Genomic DNA, 17,475 nt, shown 5'->3' on the forward strand with positions numbered 1-17,475 from the left:
CGGGGTTGCCGGGGTTGCCGGGGTTGCCGGGGTTGCCGGGGTTGCCGGGGTTGCCGGGGTTGCCGGGGTTGCCGGGGTTGCGATCGCTTCCGACCGTTCGATCGATTCGGCCTGCCGTTTCAGCCAACGGTCAAGGCTAGGCGTGCACGACGAGGCGGCGTACTTGTCGGCGCCCTGTGCCTCGTACGACGCCTGTCTCGCGCTTCGCCTGATGTAAGCCTGCCGGGCCGCTCGCCTTCCTGCGCCAGGACGCGGCGCGACGTCAGCGTGAGACACGCTGGCATCCGCGGTGACTTAGCGTAATAGGAGCGCACGTACTCTGGTGATCGTCCGGACTCGCCTCTTGCCGACCACGCGTGCACCGCGCTGCCGTGCCTCAGCTTGGGACTGACGGCGCAGACGCCGCGAACCTGGTGCGATCTGACGGGGATCGGAAGCGCTGGCGCAACGGTCGCGCAGTGATCGCACGCGGCCGATCGACGTGATCGTGCACGACGCATTGCAATGAACGGTGCTCGAGGCACATCTCGATCGGATGCCGTATCCAACCCCGTTGCCCCTGACCGCAATCAAGCAAGGGACCGGGCGATGGCGATGCCGGCACCTGCCGCAGAGGTAGGTGCGGCCGTGCTGCCAACACTCGTGCAAAAACGCAATGCTAACGGCGCCCCCTTGAACAGCGGTGCATCGATGCGTGCCAGATCGCGCTCAGTGTTCGCGCAAGGCATGGCGCGCCGTTCGCCGGCCCTGTAGGAAGGTCCGCCAGGAAGGTCCGCCGCGTATCTGTCGCGGCGAGCAACGGCTGGTCCACCGAGCATTGCCGTCCGTCGGATGGTCCACCGCCGATGACAAAGAATTTGAGACGCGGCACTGCTATTGGGCGCGAGGACGCAGCAGGTGGCGCTTGACGTCCCGATGCCACGACCTGCGGGAAATCGGGCCATGCAGAGGGCTGGCCGTGGCCACTCTTGGGCCGTGACCAGGGCCAAGCTTGGCTCAAAGACGAGAGTACCTTGCGGGGCATAGGCTGCAACGGGCCTGCGCGTCGAAGCCTAGTCCTGCGCCCCGGCGTCCTCGACTTGCCCCACTTCCTGACAGGCATTCCCAAGCGCGAGGTGCGAAGCGCTTTCTCGGCCGGTCGCTGGCCGCGGCCACGCTGCCGCGACTGCTCGCCCGCTCCAACGACTGGCGTTCCAATGTCTGGCGTACTGAGGACTCGGGCACTGAGGACTCGGGCACTGAGGACTCGGGCACTGACCACGCGCGCACTGACCACGCGCGCACGGACGACACGGGCACGGACGCCGCGATCCCAACCGCCGCCCCGCCAGCGGCTCCTACTCGGCGTAGGAAATATCGAGCGCCACGATCCGCTCCGCTAATATCAGCGGCGGCCGGTTGCCATCGCTTGAACCGCGAAGCCGGCGGCAAGGCCGGACCGTAGTCAGGCAGCGAGTCAGCCTTTCCCGTTGCGCCCGGCACGAGCATTGCCGGCTGTCCGCCCGCCCGATTCGCTTTTTGACTTGGCCGGCTCGCTCTGTTGTTCGCCTTGGACGCGACGGTTTGGGTCGCCGGGCGCAGTGCCCGCTGCTGGTTCCACCGGGTCGGGCGCATCGCCGCGCGCTCGGCCACCGTCGCCTTCCCCGACTGCATCGGGCGGCACTACATCCGCCTCGGCCGCTTCGACCGCCTCGGCTGCCTCATCAGCGTCGTCGGCCGGCGCGTCGGGGTCGGGTGCTTCATCCGCCTGCGGCTGATGGCCCGGCGAAGCGGTCGCATCCGCAGGCGCACTTGCCGAGCCGAAGCCGAACCCGGGCGCGAAGCCGCCGAACAGACGCTGCGACTGCGCCTGCATCTGTTCGATCATCTGGCGCGACTGATCCATGTAGCTCGTCATCAGCGTCTGCATGGCGGGCGGCTGCCCACGCAGCATCTGCGACCAAGCATCCGTGGTCCCCGCGGACGGCATCTGCCCGGCCAGGCGCTCTTGCATCTCGACGAAGAACTGCATGTTCTTCTCGAGATAAGCACCCATCATCCCCTGCATCGCATGACCATAGAACCGGATCATCTGCGCAAGCATGGCACTGGACAACATTGGCATGCCGCCGGCCTCTTCTTCCAGAATGATCTGGAGCAGGATGCTGCGCGTCAGGTCGTCGCCGCTCTTCGCGTCGACGACGACGAACGGATGCGCGGCAATCACCAACTGCTTTACGTCGGTCAGCGTGATGTAGCTGCTGGTCGCCGTATCGTACAAGCGTCGGTTCGGATACTTCTTGATCAGTCGTTGCGAAGCTTGTGCTGCCATCCGTTTTCCTGTGATGCGGCGCGCCGGAATGGGCGCCAGCGGCCGGTGGCCTTCGCGGCGGCCACCGACGAAAGGCGGTCAACCCATATGCAGGCCGCCGTTCAAAGAAAAGTCCGCGCCCGTCGAAAAGCCGGAGGCCTCCGAAGCCAACCAGCCGACGATGGACGCGATTTCCTCCGGCCGCCCGAGACGCTTGACCGGAATCGTGGCAACGATCTTCTCCAGCACGTCCGGACGGATGCCGCGCACCATGTCCGTGCCGATGTATCCCGGCGACACTGTGTTCACGGTGACCCCGCGGGTCGCGACTTCCTGCGCCAGGGCCATCGTGAAGCCATGGATCCCTGCCTTTGCAGTTGAATAATTGGTCTGGCCGAACTGGCCTTTCTGCCCATTCACCGACGAAATGTTGATGATCCGACCGTAGCCACGGTCGACCATGCCGTCGATGACCTGCTTGGTCACGTTGAATAGACTGGTCAGGTTCGTGTCGATGACCGCGGTCCAATCGGCATGCGTCATCCGCCGGAAAATCACGTCACGGGTGATACCGGCGTTGTTCACGAGCACGTCGACCTCGCCCACTTCCGCCTTTACCTTGTCGAAGGCAGCCTTGGTCGAATCCCAATCGCCGACGTTGCCTTCGGAAGCAACGAAGTCGAAACCCTGGGCACGCTGATCGGCCAGCCAGCTGTCGCGGCGCGGCGAGTTGGGGCCGCAACCGGCGACGACGCGATATCCGTCGCGATGCAGGTGCTGGCAGATCGCAGTGCCGATGCCGCCCATTCCGCCAGTCACATAGGCGATGCGTTGCTGGTTCATTCTCCCCCCTTTCTCGTTTTCGGCGCCGCGTCAGCGTGCCGGGTTCAGCGTTCCAATGCCATGGCGACGCCCATGCCACCACCAATGCACAGCGAAGCAAGCCCACGCTTTGCTTCACGGCGTTTCATTTCGTAAAGCAAGGTGACCAGGATGCGGCAGCCGGACGCGCCGATCGGATGGCCGAGCGCGATCGCGCCGCCGTTTACATTGGCTTTCGACGTGTCCCAGCCCATCTGCTGATGGACGGCGATCGCTTGCGCGGCGAACGCTTCGTTGATTTCCATCAGATCGAGATCTTCCGGTCGCCAGCCGGCACGCTCCAGACACCGACGCGACGCCGGCACCGGCCCCATGCCCATCACCGCCGGATTGACGCCTGCGTTGGCATACGCGCGGATCGTCGCCAGCGGCGTCAGCCCCAGGGATTCGGCGCGCTCACGCGACATCACGACCACCGCGGCGGCGCCGTCGTTGATTCCAGATGCATTTGCCGCGGTTACCGTGCCTTCCTTCGCAAATGCAGGCTTCATCGCGGCGAGCGTTTCAGCCACGACGCCATGCCGGACGAATTCGTCATGCGAGAAGCGCAGGGCCTCGCCTTTCTTCTGCGGGATCTCGATAGGAACGATCTCTTCGTCGAAGCGCCCACTCTTCTGCGCGGCCTCCGCCTTGTTCTGCGAGTCGGCTGCGAAGCGATCCTGTGCCTCGCGCGTCACGCCGTATTCCTTCGCGACGTTCTCGGCCGTGACGCCCATGTGGTAACGGTTGAAGATGTCGAACAAACCGTCGTGGATCATCGTGTCGACAAGCTTGCCATCGCCCATCCGGATGCCATCACGCGAGTTCATCAACACGTGCGGCGAAGCGCTCATGTTCTCCTGGCCACCCGCCACGATCACGTCGGCCTGCTCCAACGCAATGGCCTGGGCGGCGAGCATCACGGCCTTCAACCCGGAGCCACAGACCTTGTTGATCGTCATCGCAGGCACGCTGACATCCAGGCCGGCGGCAAGCGTCGCCTGCCGCGCCGGGTTCTGACCCGCGCCGGCCGTCAGCACCTGACCGAAGATGACCTCATCGACATCCGTCGCCGGCACGCCACCGCGCGCCAATGCCTCGCGGATCACTGCCGCGCCCAGCTCGGGCGCCGCCACCTTGGCCAGGCTGCCACCGAAACGGCCAATCGCAGTCCGCGCCGCCGAAACAATCACAACTTCTTTCATCACTCCCCCCATTGAATTCGTTTGGCCGACCTGTGCGCCTCGTACTGCTCAGGCCGGCTCGGCCACGTAGCGCCCGGGCGCGGGCTCGATCGGCTCATAGCCCGCTGCGCCAAGCGACTCGCGCGCCGGCACTTCGCCGCCGCCGTGTTGGCCCAGCCACGCATGCCATGCGGGCCACCAACTGCCCGCGGCTCGGGTTGCCTGGCCGAGCCACGCGTCGGCCGATGCGTCGGCAGCCGCCGATGGCGCCGCCCAATAATGGCGCTTGTTCGCAGCCGGCGGGTTGATCACGCCCGCGATGTGGCCCGAGGCGCCCAGCAGGAAGGTACTCTCCCCGCCGAGCAGCTGCCGAGACGCATAGGCGGTCTGCCACGGCACGATATGATCCTCGCGCGAGGCAAAGATGAACGCCGGACAGCGTATCCGGCCAAAGTCCACCGGCACGCCACATACCTCCAACGCATCCGGCTCCCTCAGGCGATTCTCCAGATAAGTATGACGCAGATACCAGCCGAACATCGCGCCGGGTAAATTCGTACTGTCCGCGTTCCAGTACAACAGATCGAATGCGGGCGGCGTCTTGCCGAGCAGGTAATTATCGATGACAAACGGCCAGACGAGATCGTTGGGACGCAGCATCGAGAATGTCCGCGCGAATTCGGTACCGCGCATCAGACCTGGCTTGGGCGCGAGCGAACCGATCGTGCGCTCGCGCATCGAGACATGGTCCTCGTCGATGAAAACGTCGAGAACACCGGTGTCGGCAAAGTCGAGCATCGTGGTGAGCAACGTGATCGACTCGCACGGCTGTTCGCCGCGCGCAGCGGCGACGGCTGCGGCAGTGGCGAGCAAGGTGCCGCCCACGCAGAAGCCCATCGCGTTGACGGTGTCGGATGCGCTGATCGCGCGTGTCGCATCGATTGCTGCCAGAACGCCGTCGCCGATGTAGTCGTCCCAACTGAGGCCGGCCAACGATTCGTCGGGGTTGCGCCAGGACACCATGAAGACCTGGAACCCTGCCTCCAGTGCGCCGCGGACCAGCGAGTTCTTCGGCTGCAGGTCGAGAATGTAGAACTTGTTGATGCACGGCGGCACGATGATCAGCGGGCGTGCCTGGACGGACGGCGTGACCGGACGATATTGGATCAACTGAAACAGGCGGTTCTCGTACACCACCGCGCCCGGCGTGACCGCCAGTGATTCGCCCACCTTGAACGGGGTCGGATCGACCTGAAGAATCTGTCCGTTGGCCGCATCGCTCAGCCATTGGCCGATACCCTTGCGAAGCGTCTCGCCCTCGCTCTCGACCAGCGCCTGCATTGCGCGTGGGTTGGTCATCAAGAAATTGCTCGGTGCCGCCGCCGCGGTCCACTGCTCGACCATGAAGCGGATGCGCTCTCGCTGCTTGCGCCCCCCCTCCACCGCATCGGCCAACGCATGCAGGTAACGGCTGTTGAGCAGGTAGATTGCGGCAATGCCGGCCGAGCCGGGCTGCGCCTGCCAGGCGGTATCGACGAAGCGCTTGTCATCGAACCCTGACGGCACCTCGCCACGCGCGAGAGCCGCGTTGAGCGCCGCGAAGTCCCGGGCGTACGAGGCCTGCAGCGCCGCCAGCCGCTCTGGATCGATCAGATTTTCCAGATCGCCGCCAAAGGACAGCAGGTGCGCCGGCTGCGCCGCGGCTGGCGCTTGGGTATCGTGGTCTGCAGTGGTGGTTGACATGGTGGACTCGATTCCTTGCGCAGCGCGTGGCCGGACGTGACTTGAGATGGCGTAGCGTGGCGTGAGCATCACCCGCAGCGGCGCCGCGACGATACAAGGCTGCACAGATACAACTCTGCGACAACCTGAGGCCGCCGAGCCGCATCGTCAGTCAGTCGTGCATGCATCGATGACGCGCATGCTGTTCGAGCGTCGACGACACACTGGTAAAACTGCCATGCCGAGCCGACCGAAACAGTGCGCCGGCACTCACGCCGCCACTAACGCTTCTACTCCACGCTTACGCTACCGCTCCACGCTTCGGCTCATTTTTGCCCGCGCGATCTACCCTGTCAACGCATCTTCTGAGGCATAGGCCATCTGGACGACTGCCTTGGCGTGCGTCCTAGGGTTTTCCTTAGCATTGCTTTGCAGCGGCTTGCCGATGGTCGAAGGTCCTGCCGCAGGCACCGCCGCGCCAGGCAATGCGTGCTTCGGCCCAGGATCTGCAGGGTCAGGATATGCAGGTCAGGTGGCGCGGCAATCGGCAAGGCGCAAGGCGATATGGCGATATGGCGATTAGGCGCCAGTTGCCTGGTCGGCGCGCGAGGCGTGATGTACCGATCCCTGAACAAGCGTCGGAAAGCGGTCGCGCTCAACGCTCTTACGCCAGGCAATCGGATCGAACAGCACGCGGTGCGGCGAAAACGTATGGCGCAAGCGTTCGAGCAACAGTCCTGCATGATCCGAGACAGCGGCGCCAACGGAGCCGGGCCGGGCATCGTCCCCCGTGATCGAGGGCGACGAGGCGCCCGCCAAACTCGGCGCCGAAATCTTCATAACTGACAGGTAGGCAACCATCTGTCCGCGACAGAAATCGCAGCGCTGCTGCGTCGGATCAAGCCAGCCAGATCGCGGCCGCCATGCGGCCAGTGCGCCCGTCTCGACGATAGGAATAGAAGCGTGGCTCCGAGACCGTGCAAAATCCGCCGCCCGAGACGTCCTCGATGCCCTTGCGCAGCAGTCGGAGGCGGGCCAGCCGGTACAGATCGCAGAAGTATTTGCCGTCTCGTTGGCCCGGCTGAAACGCAGCGAGCGTCTCGGCCTGCTCATGCGCTTGCGCGCGTGCAAGGAACTGCTCGCGCACTTCCGCACCCACCTCGAATGCCTGCGGACCGATGGCGGGGCCCAACCATGCCACGACGTCGTCGTGAGCCGCCGGAACGCTTCCGGTCGCCGTCCGACGCAGCGCGTCGACCGCGCGCTCGATCACGCCATCGGCCAGGCCGCGCCACCCCGCGTGCGCGGCCCCCACCGCTCTGCCGGCGCGGTCGGCGAGCAATACCGGCAGACAATCGGCCACCATCACCACACAGCACGCCGCCGGGTCGTCGGTCACGCTGGCGTCGGCGCGTGCCGTTGCGCCAGCCGCGGCGAGCGCGGCGTCCATGCAATCGACGGCTGCGTCGGCGCTTGCATGGACGACCTCCGATCCATGCACCTGCTCCAGCCATGCGATGTTTCGACCGTGACCGACATAGGCGCTGAAACGCGCGCGGTTATTCGCCACATGCGTGCGGTCGTCGCCGACGTGATACGCCAGGTTTAGCCCGTCGCCGGTCGTGCGCGTCGCTCCTGCCGACGTGCCTCGCCCGGCGTCGAATGGCGCAGTGCTGACGCCACCTGCGCGCGTGGTGAAGACGGCCCGAACGCGGGCCGGCGGCTGCCAGTCCGGAATCAGGCATTCCGACGCATCCAGCGGCGTGACGTCGGCTGGAACGTGATCGATGCCCATCAGCGCAGGTCTCCAAGCGGCGGGAGCGAGAGATCGCTCGCATCGGCGGCGGACACAATGTCGTCCGGCAGCGCCGACGTCCAGTGGACCGTTTCGCCGCTGACCGGATCCTGTAACGCCAAGCGCCACGCGTGCAGCGCCTGGCGCGCGATTGGCGACGCCGCGCCGGCACCTGGCAGACCTCGCATGTATAGCGTGTCGCCCAGTAACGGATGGCCAATATGACGGCAATGGACGCGGATCTGATGGGTCCGGCCGGTTTCGAGATCGCAGCGAAGCGCGGCGACCGGTCGTCCGCGCCAGGCGCCATAGGCGACCGTCTCGAAGTGCGTGCGGGCCGGCTTGCCAGCCTGTCCTTCGACAACCGCCATGCGCAGCCGATCGCGGCTGTCACGGCCAATCGGCGCATCGATGGTGCCGTGAGACGGCGGCTTGCCCCACACCAACGCGAGGTACTGGCGTTTCACCGTACGCGCTTGCAACTGCCGGACGAGATCAGTCTGCGCCTGCAGGGTACGCGCGACCACGATCAAGCCGGACGTGTCCTTGTCGAGCCGGTGCACGATGCCGGCGCGCGGCAATGCAGCCGCCGCATCGCCATAGCGATGCAACAGGCCGTTGAGCAGCGTGCCGGACCAATTGCCGGCACCGGGGTGGACGACCAACCCTGCTGGCTTGTCGATCACCGCCAGTGCATCGTTCTCGAAAACCACCTCCAGCGAAACCGGCTCCGGTCGGAACGCCTGCTGATCGGCCCCGAGTGTCGGTCGAACCACGATGGTCGCACCTTCAATCGGCGTGTCCCGTTTGCCGGCGACGCGGCCGTCGATCTCTACGCGCCCCGCCTCCAGCCAGTCCTGAAGTCGACTGCGGGAATATTCGGTGAAGAGACGTGCAAGCACTTTGTCCAGGCGGTGACCCGCCCATTCGTTCGGCACCTGCGCCCGGATGGGCGACGCTTCGACGCTTGCTGTAGCAGCCGCCTCGTCGTCCTCGTCAAGATCACCGCCCGGCGGCGCTATACCCAAGACCCCGCTTGTGACGGCTTCGCTGTCTGCAACTGCCGCGTCACGAGGCCCGGCAATCGCCGGGTCCGGGGCGTTCGAATGCAGGCCGGATGCCGCGTATGGCGACACCGTGGCTGGGTCGGCGAGCACCGATGGGCGGGCAGTCGACGAAGGAGAAGTGCTTTTCATGACGAACAACGTTTGGATGGTGCGCGGCGCTGGCTACCCGAGGCTACCTGCACAGGCAGTTGGCGCCCGGCAGGTCCGGCCGTCCGATGGCTGGGAACAAGACCGCAGACTACACGCACGCAGCGCAATTCGGAACCCGGCCATACGTCCGGCACGCCGAGCGCGCGATCGATGCATCGGTTGCACCTTGCGGCGGACGCGCGCGGGCAGCAAAACCGGACAGGACCGGTGGCGTCGATGCGCGCGTGATATGGCGCCGACGGCGGTCGAAAGCACGGACCGTCAAGCGATGGTCGCGGCATCGGAGCGGTGCAACGCTCCTAGCCCCATCTTCCCGCCCAACGCAGTCTGGCGGAGGGGCGCGAGCGCCGAGTCATCTCGCCAGCATCGCAGCGAATCTTCCCGGCGTCGGTGCGTCGGTGCGTCGGTGCGTCGGTGCGTCGGTGCGTCGGTGCGTCGGTACGTCGGTACGTCGGTACGTCGAGGCGCCTAGCGCGCGGCGGAACCCACCCAGTTGACGTGTCGCAGGGCGCCGGGACCGGGACGCGGCGACACGTTGGCAGGGTCGCGACAGCGCTACCTCGCAGTTGCCGGCGCCGATAATGAACGGCCAGCTTCACTTATCCCATACGGGCTACGTCGGCGCGGCGGGCGCTTAGGCTATAATCGCCCGCTGCACGTGCCCCGACGACCGACGTTCCAGACGACATGCGAGCCCAGCAATTCTTCAAAATGGTGACCACGGTCACCGCCGCCGCGGCGATCGCGGGCTGCGGTGGTCTGCCGGAAAAGACCGACGAGACGGCGGCGCTGTCGACCAACGACCTCTACGCGCAAGCGCGTGACGCTTACGAGAGCGGCGACTGGTCGAAGTGCTATCGCTACTTCGACGTCCTGCAAGGGCGCGACCCCTTCGGTCCGTACGCGCAGCAGGCGCAGCTCAATGTCGCCTATTGTTACTACCGCGACAACGATACGGACAATGCGAACCAGGCGGTCGACCGCTTCATCAAGCTGCATCCGGATCATCCGAATGTCGATTACGCCTACTACCTGAAGGGCCTGATCAATTTCAACGATGATCTTGGCCTGTTCGGTCGTTTCAGCGGACAGGACCTGTCCGATCGCGATCCAAAATCGATGCGCGATTCGTACGAGGCGTTCAAGACGATCGTCGATAATTTCCCGAAGAGCCGCTACGCGCCCGATGCGGCGCAACGCATGCGCTATATCGTGAATGCGCTGGCGACTCACGAAGTGCACGCAGCGCAGTATTACTACAAGCGTGGCGCATATGTGGCGGCGGTCAATCGCGCCCAGCAGGCGCTGACGCTCTACCAGGGCGCGCCCGCCACCGAGGAAGCGCTGCACGTGATGGTGCAGGCCTACCAGGCACTGGGCGAGACGCAACTGGCCGGCGACACGCAGCGCGTGTTGGCGGCGACCTTCCCGGACAGTCCGTATGTGACGGGCAAGCCGCGTGACGGCGCAAAGCGACCCTGGTGGCGTCTCTGGTAAACCGGACGCCGCGGCTCAGCCAGCTGGACTTGCAAGCGCGGCGCGTCCGTTTCGACTGACGCCCGCCTATACGGCCCTTCGCGTTGCGCTTGTTACCTGCGATCCGGCCGTGGCGATCGAAACGCGGCGTCGGCGGTAGCAGGAGGCATCTTGCCCGCCCGCAAGTTCGCTCGCCCTCTCGCCAAGCAAACGTCCTCGCCACAGGGCAGCAGTATCTTCTCAGCACGTCCATAACCGCGCTGTGCTCTGGTGGCCCGGGTCATCCAAGAACGATTGCACTGCGCCGCGATGCATGTTTTCGGCTGCTCGATCAAACCGACCGCCGCGTTCGCTGACCGTTGCCACATGGACGCAGCGCCCTGGGCATGCACACACTCATCCCGTACAGCGTGCCAAGCGGATCTCGGCCTATCCGGCGATGTATGCTGGCAACTCGGGTTGGACGAGGCGGTGGGGTTTGAGTCTCTGGGACATCGATGAATGGTTCGGGTCCAACCTAATCAGTATATATTTTAGATGGAACGTGTTCGTGGAGGCTTCCCCACGCCTTGCTGACGCGTTCAGCCCTGCGCGCTCGCCTCGTCCTCGAGGAAGGCTTTAACCAGGGTCTCGTCGCGGCTGCGCGAGAACGGCGGCAGACTTTGCCAGATGCGCCGCCCATACGGCTTGTCGACCAGACGCGGATCGCAAATCATCAACACACCGCGGTCGCTTTCAGAGCGGATCAGCCGCCCCGCCCCCTGCTTGAGGGTGATGACCGCCTGCGGCAACTGATGGACTGCGAACGGGCTCAGCCCACGCTTGGCCAGCGCGTCGAGGCGCGCAGCCAAGACCGGATCGTCGGGTGAGGCAAACGGCAGTTTGTCGATAATGACCAGCGACAGCGCGTCGCCGCGCACGTCGACACCTTCCCAAAAGCTCTGCGAGCCGACGAGCACTGCATTGCCAAGGGCCCGGAAGCGGTCGAGCAATTCGGTTCGACTGGCATCGCCCTGCTTCAGCAGCGGGAACGTCAAGCCCTTGGCCAGCAACGCTTGCCGAAGCGATTCGCTGAGACGCTCGACCGCGCGCAACGTCGTACACAAAACGAACGCACGACCCCGCGATGCCTCGATGAGCGGCAGCGAAGCTGCCAATACGGCGTCCATGTAGTCCGGTGACGATGGCTGAGGCAATCCCTTCGGGACGTAGAGCAAGCCCTGCCGCGCGTAGTCGAACGGACTTGGCAGCGTCATCGACCGCGTGGCGTCCAGCCCCATCTGTGCCGCGTAGTGGCTGAAGTCCTGCTTCACCGACAAGGTGGCCGACGTGAAGATCCACGCGCGGGGCGGGCCTCGCCGTTGCCGACGGAAGATCGGCGCCACGGAAAGCGGTGTCTGGTGCAGTTGCACCGCCTGCGAGAAGACTTCGAGCCATCGCACGGTCTCTGGCGCAGCGTCGTCGCCGCGCTTTGCGCGGTCTGCTTCCCGCTGGGCCTGGGCCTTTGCGCGCTGTGCTTCGAGTCGCGCCACATCTTCGGCGTTCTGCAGGCTCCAACCTTCCTTAGATGCCGTGGCCGCCGCGAGCAGATCCCGTCCGGCATCGTCGGCGCCCTCCTCCACTTCCGCAGCCGCAACGCCAGCCCGCCAGCGGGCCAGGCCATCTTGCAGCTTGCGCGCCCGCTTGGCGCAGTTGTCGAGCGACTCGGCGCGGGCCGCCTGTTGCATGGTCAGATCGGCCAGATCGTCCAGTGCGTCCTCGAGCGCGTCGAGCGCTTCGTGGAACGGATGTGCGTCTCCCAGTTGTTCCAGCGATGCTCGAAGATTGCCGGCACCGAAGGCGAGCCGCAGATCCCTCACCCGTTGCTCCAGCGCAGTCGTCAGATCGCGCCAATCCCCGGCGTCGCGGGCGAACGCGAGCCCCTCGGTCAAGGTATCGCGGGCCAGCTCCAGCAGTTGCCCGGTGGAGATCGTTTCGCCGAAAAACAGCGTCGCGGTCTCCGGCAGCTGATGCGCCTCGTCGAAGATCACGGTGTTCGCGCTTGGCAACAACTCGGCCATCCCGGAGTCGCGCAGCCGGATGTCGGCGAAGAACAGATGGTGATTGACGACAACGACGTCGGCCTGCTGCGCTTCGCGCCGCGCCAACATGACATAACACTTTTTATAGTGCTCGCATTCCTGGCCGAGACAATTATCCCGAGTCGACGTCACCATCGACCAGATCGGTGCATTCTCAGGAACGCTGGCCAATTCGGCCTTGTCCCCGCTCTGCGTGACCTTGGAGAAGCGAACGATCTCGCTCAGGTGATGCGCATCTTGACGCGACGGCAGGCGCGCGCCGTCGGCGGTGCGCTGCAAATAATGCAGACATAGATAATTCGAGCGGCCTTTTAGCAAGGCCACCGCGACCGGTGCCGCAAGTGCGTCGCGCACGGTCGGCACGTCTCGGGCGAACAGCTGGTCCTGCAGGTGCTTGGTGCCGGTGGAAACGATTACCTTGCCGCCCCACCGCAGCGCAGGCACCAGATACGCGAAGGTCTTGCCGGTCCCGGTGCCTGCCTCGACGATCAGCGTATTGCCATCGTCCAAAGCCCCGGACCGAACTGGCCCGTCGCCCTCGACCGGGTCGGCAGCCCTGTTTCCGCCGCGGCCTTGCTCCGCGCCCGCTCGCCCCCCGGGTTCGCCGCCCTCGCCCGCGAGGCCGTTCGCGCCGTCGTCCAGTTGAGTGTCGGATGCGGTATGGGATCCGGTGTCCGAGGCGCCGTCCATCGCCGCATCGCGGTCATCCTCGGCCTCGTCGCGCGGATCGCTGCCGTATCCGCTAGTGGCGCGAACCCGGCCCAGCGCGGGCGGCGTGCTTGCTTCGATGGCCGCCGCGATGGCCAAGGCCATCCGCAACTGCGACTCCCGCGGCCGGAAGCCGGGGATGCGGGTGGACAACGAGCCGTCCTCACCGAACAACTCGGCCAGTTCTTCGGCGCGCGATCGACTGAGCGCGAGCCCCGCCTTGCGCAGTGCGGTCCGCGCCTCGCGTGCAACTTCGCGCGCGTCGAAGCCGCGCTCCTCGGCTTCTGCCGCTTGCTCAGGCGGTGTGGACCGCGTCACTTGCCGGGCCTGGGCGTGCTCACGCCGGGTGCCGGACTGGGCGTCGAGACCGGGCCAGGGGCCGGTGTCGGGGTTGCTGCCGGCGGGGGTGCGGATGCCGTGTCGGCGGCGGACGCGGCGCGTCTGGCCGCATTCGCGCGCCGCGCCTCGACGCGCTGCCGGTTCTCCTCGGCGTCGCGTTGCTTGGCCTCGTAGCGCGACGCGTTGTCAGCGCGACGCGCGGCCGCGGCGGAGGCGCCGGCCGCCGCTTCGCTTGCCTGGGCGCGTCGCTCGGCCTGCTTCTGCTCGTACGCTCGCTCGTTCGCCGCGCGCTGCGGCGCCTCGGCGGCACGCTGGGCGGCGCGCTGAGCCTGTGCCTGCTGTCGCGCCTGATACTGCGCCTGGTTGCGTTGCTCCTCGGCCTCGCGCCGGGGTGCATCGGCCAGCCTTTGTTGCTCGCGCTGCGCCTCACGACGCTGACGCGCCGCGGTCCGCAACGCGCGGCTTTCGTCCTCGATGGCAAGCTGTTCGACTCGCAACGCGGCTTTCTCGCTGCGCATCGCCTCCCGCGCCTGGTCCAGGCAACGGTTGACCAGGAAGCGTGCGTAGCAGTCGTGCTGCTGCGTCTGGTAGCGCCGCATCATGTCGTCGTTGCGCCGCGCCACATCCGCGCGCCGTTCGTCGAGCGCCGCCTGTTCACGCCGATCGTGCGCCTCCGCCGCCGCGTATGCGTCAGGACCGGACGCGACGGCTGGTGCGGACGCGGACGCTGGCGGAGCGGTCTGCGCCAGCGCGGCCACCGGCACGGCCAGGGCGCCGGCGAATACGGCCAACGCGGCGGCCAGCGCGGCGGTCAGCGGTCTGAGCGACGCTAGCGATGGCGTACGCGTGCAACGCATCGGCGTGTCGGCTTGCTCGGGGGATGCGGCGGCAGCGGCACGGCGAAAGAGAGGGGCGACGGGCTTCAACGGGAGACTTCTCGAACTGCGAATGGACGGGAGTGCGCACCAGCGCATCGACCTTCGACGTCGGCACCGCACCGCCGAGCGGAGGCGGCGGAAACGTCGATGGCGGCAGCGTCCGATTCTATCATTGGCACCCATGCCGGCGAGCGCGGCACGCGCGCCGCACTATGGCAAAATCCCCGGTTGTCGCGGCGGCGCGCGCGGGTTCGCTGCTCGCCTCCGGTACGGCCGGGACCAGCGCCGCACGACGCCGACCGGCCAATGTTTGACAGCCTACGCCCTTCATGACGGACACCTTCGACAACAAAATCGTTTCCCAGATCGCTGCCGAATTGGCGGTGGCACCGCGCCAGGTCGCGGCCGCCGTGCAGTTGCTCGACGACGGCGCCACCGTGCCATTCATCGCCCGGTACCGCAAGGAAGTGACCGGCAATCTCGACGATGTCCAACTGCGCCATCTCGACGAGCGCCTGGTGTACCTGCGCGAGCTGGAAGAGCGCCGCAGCGCCGTTCGCCAATCGATCGACGAACAAGGGAAGCTGACCGGGGAGCTGGCTGCGGCCATCGATGCTGCCGCCAGCAAGCAGACCCTGGAAGACCTTTACCTGCCCTATCGCCCGAAGCGACGCAGCCGGGCCCAGATCGCCCGCGAGGCCGGTCTCGAACCGCTCGCGGACGCGCTGCTGGGCGATCCGCGCAATGATCCCGCCGGGCTCGCCTTGCAGTACGTCGATGCCGCGCGCGGTGTGGCGGATGGCCGCGCGGCCCTGGATGGCGCCCGCGACATTCTCGCCGAGCGCTTTGCCGAGACGGCCGAGGTGCTCGCCGCGCTGCGCGAGGACCTGTGGCGGCGCGGCGTGGTGCGCAGCACCGTCGTCGAAGGACGCGAGCGCGACGAGGATGAGAAATTCAGGGATTACTACGACTACGAGGAGCGCATCGCGTCGATCCCGTCTCATCGCGCGCTGGCCCTGTTCCGGGGCCGCAATCTCGGCATCCTGGCGGCCAAGCTGGGCTTGGGCGAAGCGCTCGACGCGCAGACGCCCCACCCGATGGAACTGGCGATCGCCGAGCGCGTCGGCATCGTCCAAGACGGTCGACCGGCCGATAAATGGCTCGGCGACGTCTGCCGGTGGTGCTGGCGCGTGAAGCTGCAGCCGGCGCTCGAGAACGAACTGTTGCAACGCCTGCGCGACACCGCCGAAAGCGATGCGATACAGGTTTTCGCGCGCAACCTGAAGGACCTGCTGCTGGCGGCGCCGGCCGGCCCGAAGGCCGTGATCGGTCTCGATCCCGGGCTGCGGACCGGCGTCAAGGTTGCGGCCGTCGATCGCACCGGCAAGCTGCTCGCGACCGACACCATCTACCCACATGAGCCGCGCCGCGACTGGGACGGCGCGATCGCCCGTCTGGCGCGTCTTGCGGCGCAGACCGGCGCCGAGCTGATCAGCATCGGCAACGGCACCGCATCGCGCGAGACCGACCGCCTGGCCGCGGAGCTGATGCGCCTGCATCCGCAACTTGGTCTGAAAAAGATCGTCGTCTCCGAAGCCGGCGCATCGGTGTACTCGGCGTCGGAATTTGCCTCTCGAGAGCTGCCCGAGCTGGATGTGTCGTTGCGCGGGGCGGTCTCGATCGCGCGCCGACTCCAGGACCCGCTGGCGGAACTGGTGAAGATCGACCCGAAGGCGATCGGCGTCGGGCAATATCAGCACGACGTGAATCAACGCGAACTGGCGCGGGCGCTGGACGCGACGGTGGAGGACTGCGTCAACGCGGTCGGCGTCGACGTGAACACCGCATCGGCTGCCCTGCTCGCCCGCGTCTCTGGCTTGAATACGACGTTGGCGCGCAATATCGTCGACTACCGCGACGCAAACGGCGCATTCCGCACGCGCACCGCGCTGCGCAAGGTGCCGCGTCTGGGCGACAAGACCTTCGAGCAGGCCGCCGGCTTCCTGCGCATCAATCAAGGCGACGATCCGCTCGACCGCTCGGCCGTGCACCCGGAAGCGTATCCGGTCGTGCAGAAGATCCTGGCTGCGGTAGGCCGAACCGTCGATCAGTTGCTCGGCGACCGCGCCCAGCTCACGCGCCTCTCGCCGCAAGCATTCGTCGACGAACGCTTCGGCTTGCCGACCGTGCGCGACATTCTCGTCGAGTTGGAGAAGCCGGGGCGCGACCCACGTCCGGAATTCAAGACAGCAGTGTTCGACGAAGCCGTCACGACCGTGGCCGATCTCGAACCCGGCATGGTGCTGGAAGGCGTGGTGAGCAACGTCGCGGCGTTCGGCGCTTTCGTGGACATCGGCGTCCACCAGGACGGTCTGGTTCACGTCTCCGCGATGTCGACGCGCTTTGTGCGCGATCCGCACGAAGTGGTCAAGGCCGGGCAGATCGTGCGCGTGAAGGTGATGGAAGTCGACGTGAAGCGGCAACGCATCGGCCTGACCATGCGACTGGACGACGAACCGGGCGCTGCTGGTGGCGCCGCCGGGCCGGGTGCCGAACGCCGGCGCGACGGTCAGGACCGCGGCCAACCCGGTGCCCAGCGCAGCGGGCAAGGCGCGCGCGGCCGTAGTGGGCGCGACGGACGCGACGGACGCGAAAGCACCGGCGAGAGCGCGATGGCGGCGGCATTTGCGAAGCTGCGCGGCAAGTAGCGGCCTCGATAGGTTCAGACGCTTGCGGCGGGCTTCAAACGCCGTCGGGACGTCGGCAGTCGATGCGATGCGCGTCGACTCCCCAGGTCGCAGACCGTCGGCCCGCACGGGCGGCATGCGGGTCGAAACGTCGCCGGCGCGAGTACAGCGGCGCCTGTGCAGAGAGGATGCGGCGCCGTCGGCTGCCCGGTACTAACGTCGTTCGACGGCCACGCC

General features: G+C 66.5%; 11 protein-coding genes and 1 pseudogene. 3 read left to right on the top strand and 9 right to left on the bottom strand.

Annotated features, from left to right (window positions below):
• Positions 1-217 (top strand): hypothetical protein (locus BLU54_RS24060; protein WP_211435391.1); only part of this gene is annotated, 217 nt, incomplete at its 5' end.
• A gap of 1,617 nt (positions 218-1,834) precedes the next feature.
• Here the strand turns inward: BLU54_RS24060 and phaR are convergent.
• From phaR to BLU54_RS21690, 7 genes and pseudogenes are all read right to left on the bottom strand, one after another.
• Positions 1,835-2,311 (bottom strand): annotated as a pseudogene (gene phaR, locus BLU54_RS24325) (polyhydroxyalkanoate synthesis repressor PhaR); the annotation flags it as partial.
• Positions 2,312-2,389: 78 nt separating this feature from the next.
• Complete coding sequence (locus tag BLU54_RS21665; protein WP_091913006.1) at positions 2,390-3,133, bottom strand: 3-ketoacyl-ACP reductase; 744 nt, start codon at positions 3,131-3,133, stop codon at positions 2,390-2,392.
• Between the two features lie 44 nt (positions 3,134-3,177).
• Entirely contained in the window at positions 3,178-4,356 is a 1,179-nt protein-coding gene (locus tag BLU54_RS21670) for an acetyl-CoA C-acetyltransferase (protein ID WP_091913008.1), read from the bottom strand.
• Between the two features lie 48 nt (positions 4,357-4,404).
• Complete coding sequence (gene phaC, locus BLU54_RS21675; protein WP_235838079.1) at positions 4,405-6,078, bottom strand: class I poly(R)-hydroxyalkanoic acid synthase; 1,674 nt, start codon at positions 6,076-6,078, stop codon at positions 4,405-4,407.
• A gap of 558 nt (positions 6,079-6,636) precedes the next feature.
• Positions 6,637-6,897, bottom strand: coding sequence for a hypothetical protein (locus BLU54_RS21680; protein WP_091913014.1), 261 nt, complete (start codon positions 6,895-6,897; stop codon positions 6,637-6,639).
• A gap of 58 nt (positions 6,898-6,955) precedes the next feature.
• Positions 6,956-7,852, bottom strand: a complete 897-nt coding sequence (gene pgeF / locus BLU54_RS21685; protein ID WP_091913016.1) for a peptidoglycan editing factor PgeF — start codon at positions 7,850-7,852, stop codon at positions 6,956-6,958.
• On the bottom strand, positions 7,852-9,048 hold the full coding sequence (locus tag BLU54_RS21690) for an RluA family pseudouridine synthase (RefSeq protein WP_091913018.1): 1,197 nt from the start codon (positions 9,046-9,048) through the stop codon (positions 7,852-7,854). Before BLU54_RS21690 ends, pgeF begins: the two co-directional genes overlap by 1 nt.
• A gap of 708 nt (positions 9,049-9,756) precedes the next feature.
• Here BLU54_RS21690 and BLU54_RS21700 point away from each other — a divergent pair.
• Positions 9,757-10,566, top strand: a complete 810-nt coding sequence (locus BLU54_RS21700; protein WP_091913020.1) for an outer membrane protein assembly factor BamD — start codon at positions 9,757-9,759, stop codon at positions 10,564-10,566.
• Positions 10,567-11,126: 560 nt separating this feature from the next.
• Here the strand turns inward: BLU54_RS21700 and BLU54_RS21705 are convergent.
• Positions 11,127-13,439, bottom strand: coding sequence for an ATP-dependent DNA helicase (locus BLU54_RS21705; protein WP_091913171.1), 2,313 nt, complete (start codon positions 13,437-13,439; stop codon positions 11,127-11,129).
• 209 nt (positions 13,440-13,648) lie between these two features.
• Positions 13,649-14,599, bottom strand: coding sequence for a colicin transporter (locus BLU54_RS21710; protein WP_139169793.1), 951 nt, complete (start codon positions 14,597-14,599; stop codon positions 13,649-13,651).
• Between the two features lie 281 nt (positions 14,600-14,880).
• On the opposite strand from BLU54_RS21710, the gene BLU54_RS21715 reads away from it, so the two are divergent.
• On the top strand, positions 14,881-17,259 hold the full coding sequence (locus BLU54_RS21715; RefSeq protein ID WP_091913024.1) for a Tex family protein: 2,379 nt from the start codon (positions 14,881-14,883) through the stop codon (positions 17,257-17,259).
• The last annotated feature ends 216 nt before the right edge of the window (positions 17,260-17,475 follow it).

The sequence above is a fragment of the Chitinasiproducens palmae genome (genome assembly GCF_900095735.1).
Taxonomy (GTDB): domain Bacteria; phylum Pseudomonadota; class Gammaproteobacteria; order Burkholderiales; family Burkholderiaceae; genus Chitinasiproducens; species Chitinasiproducens palmae.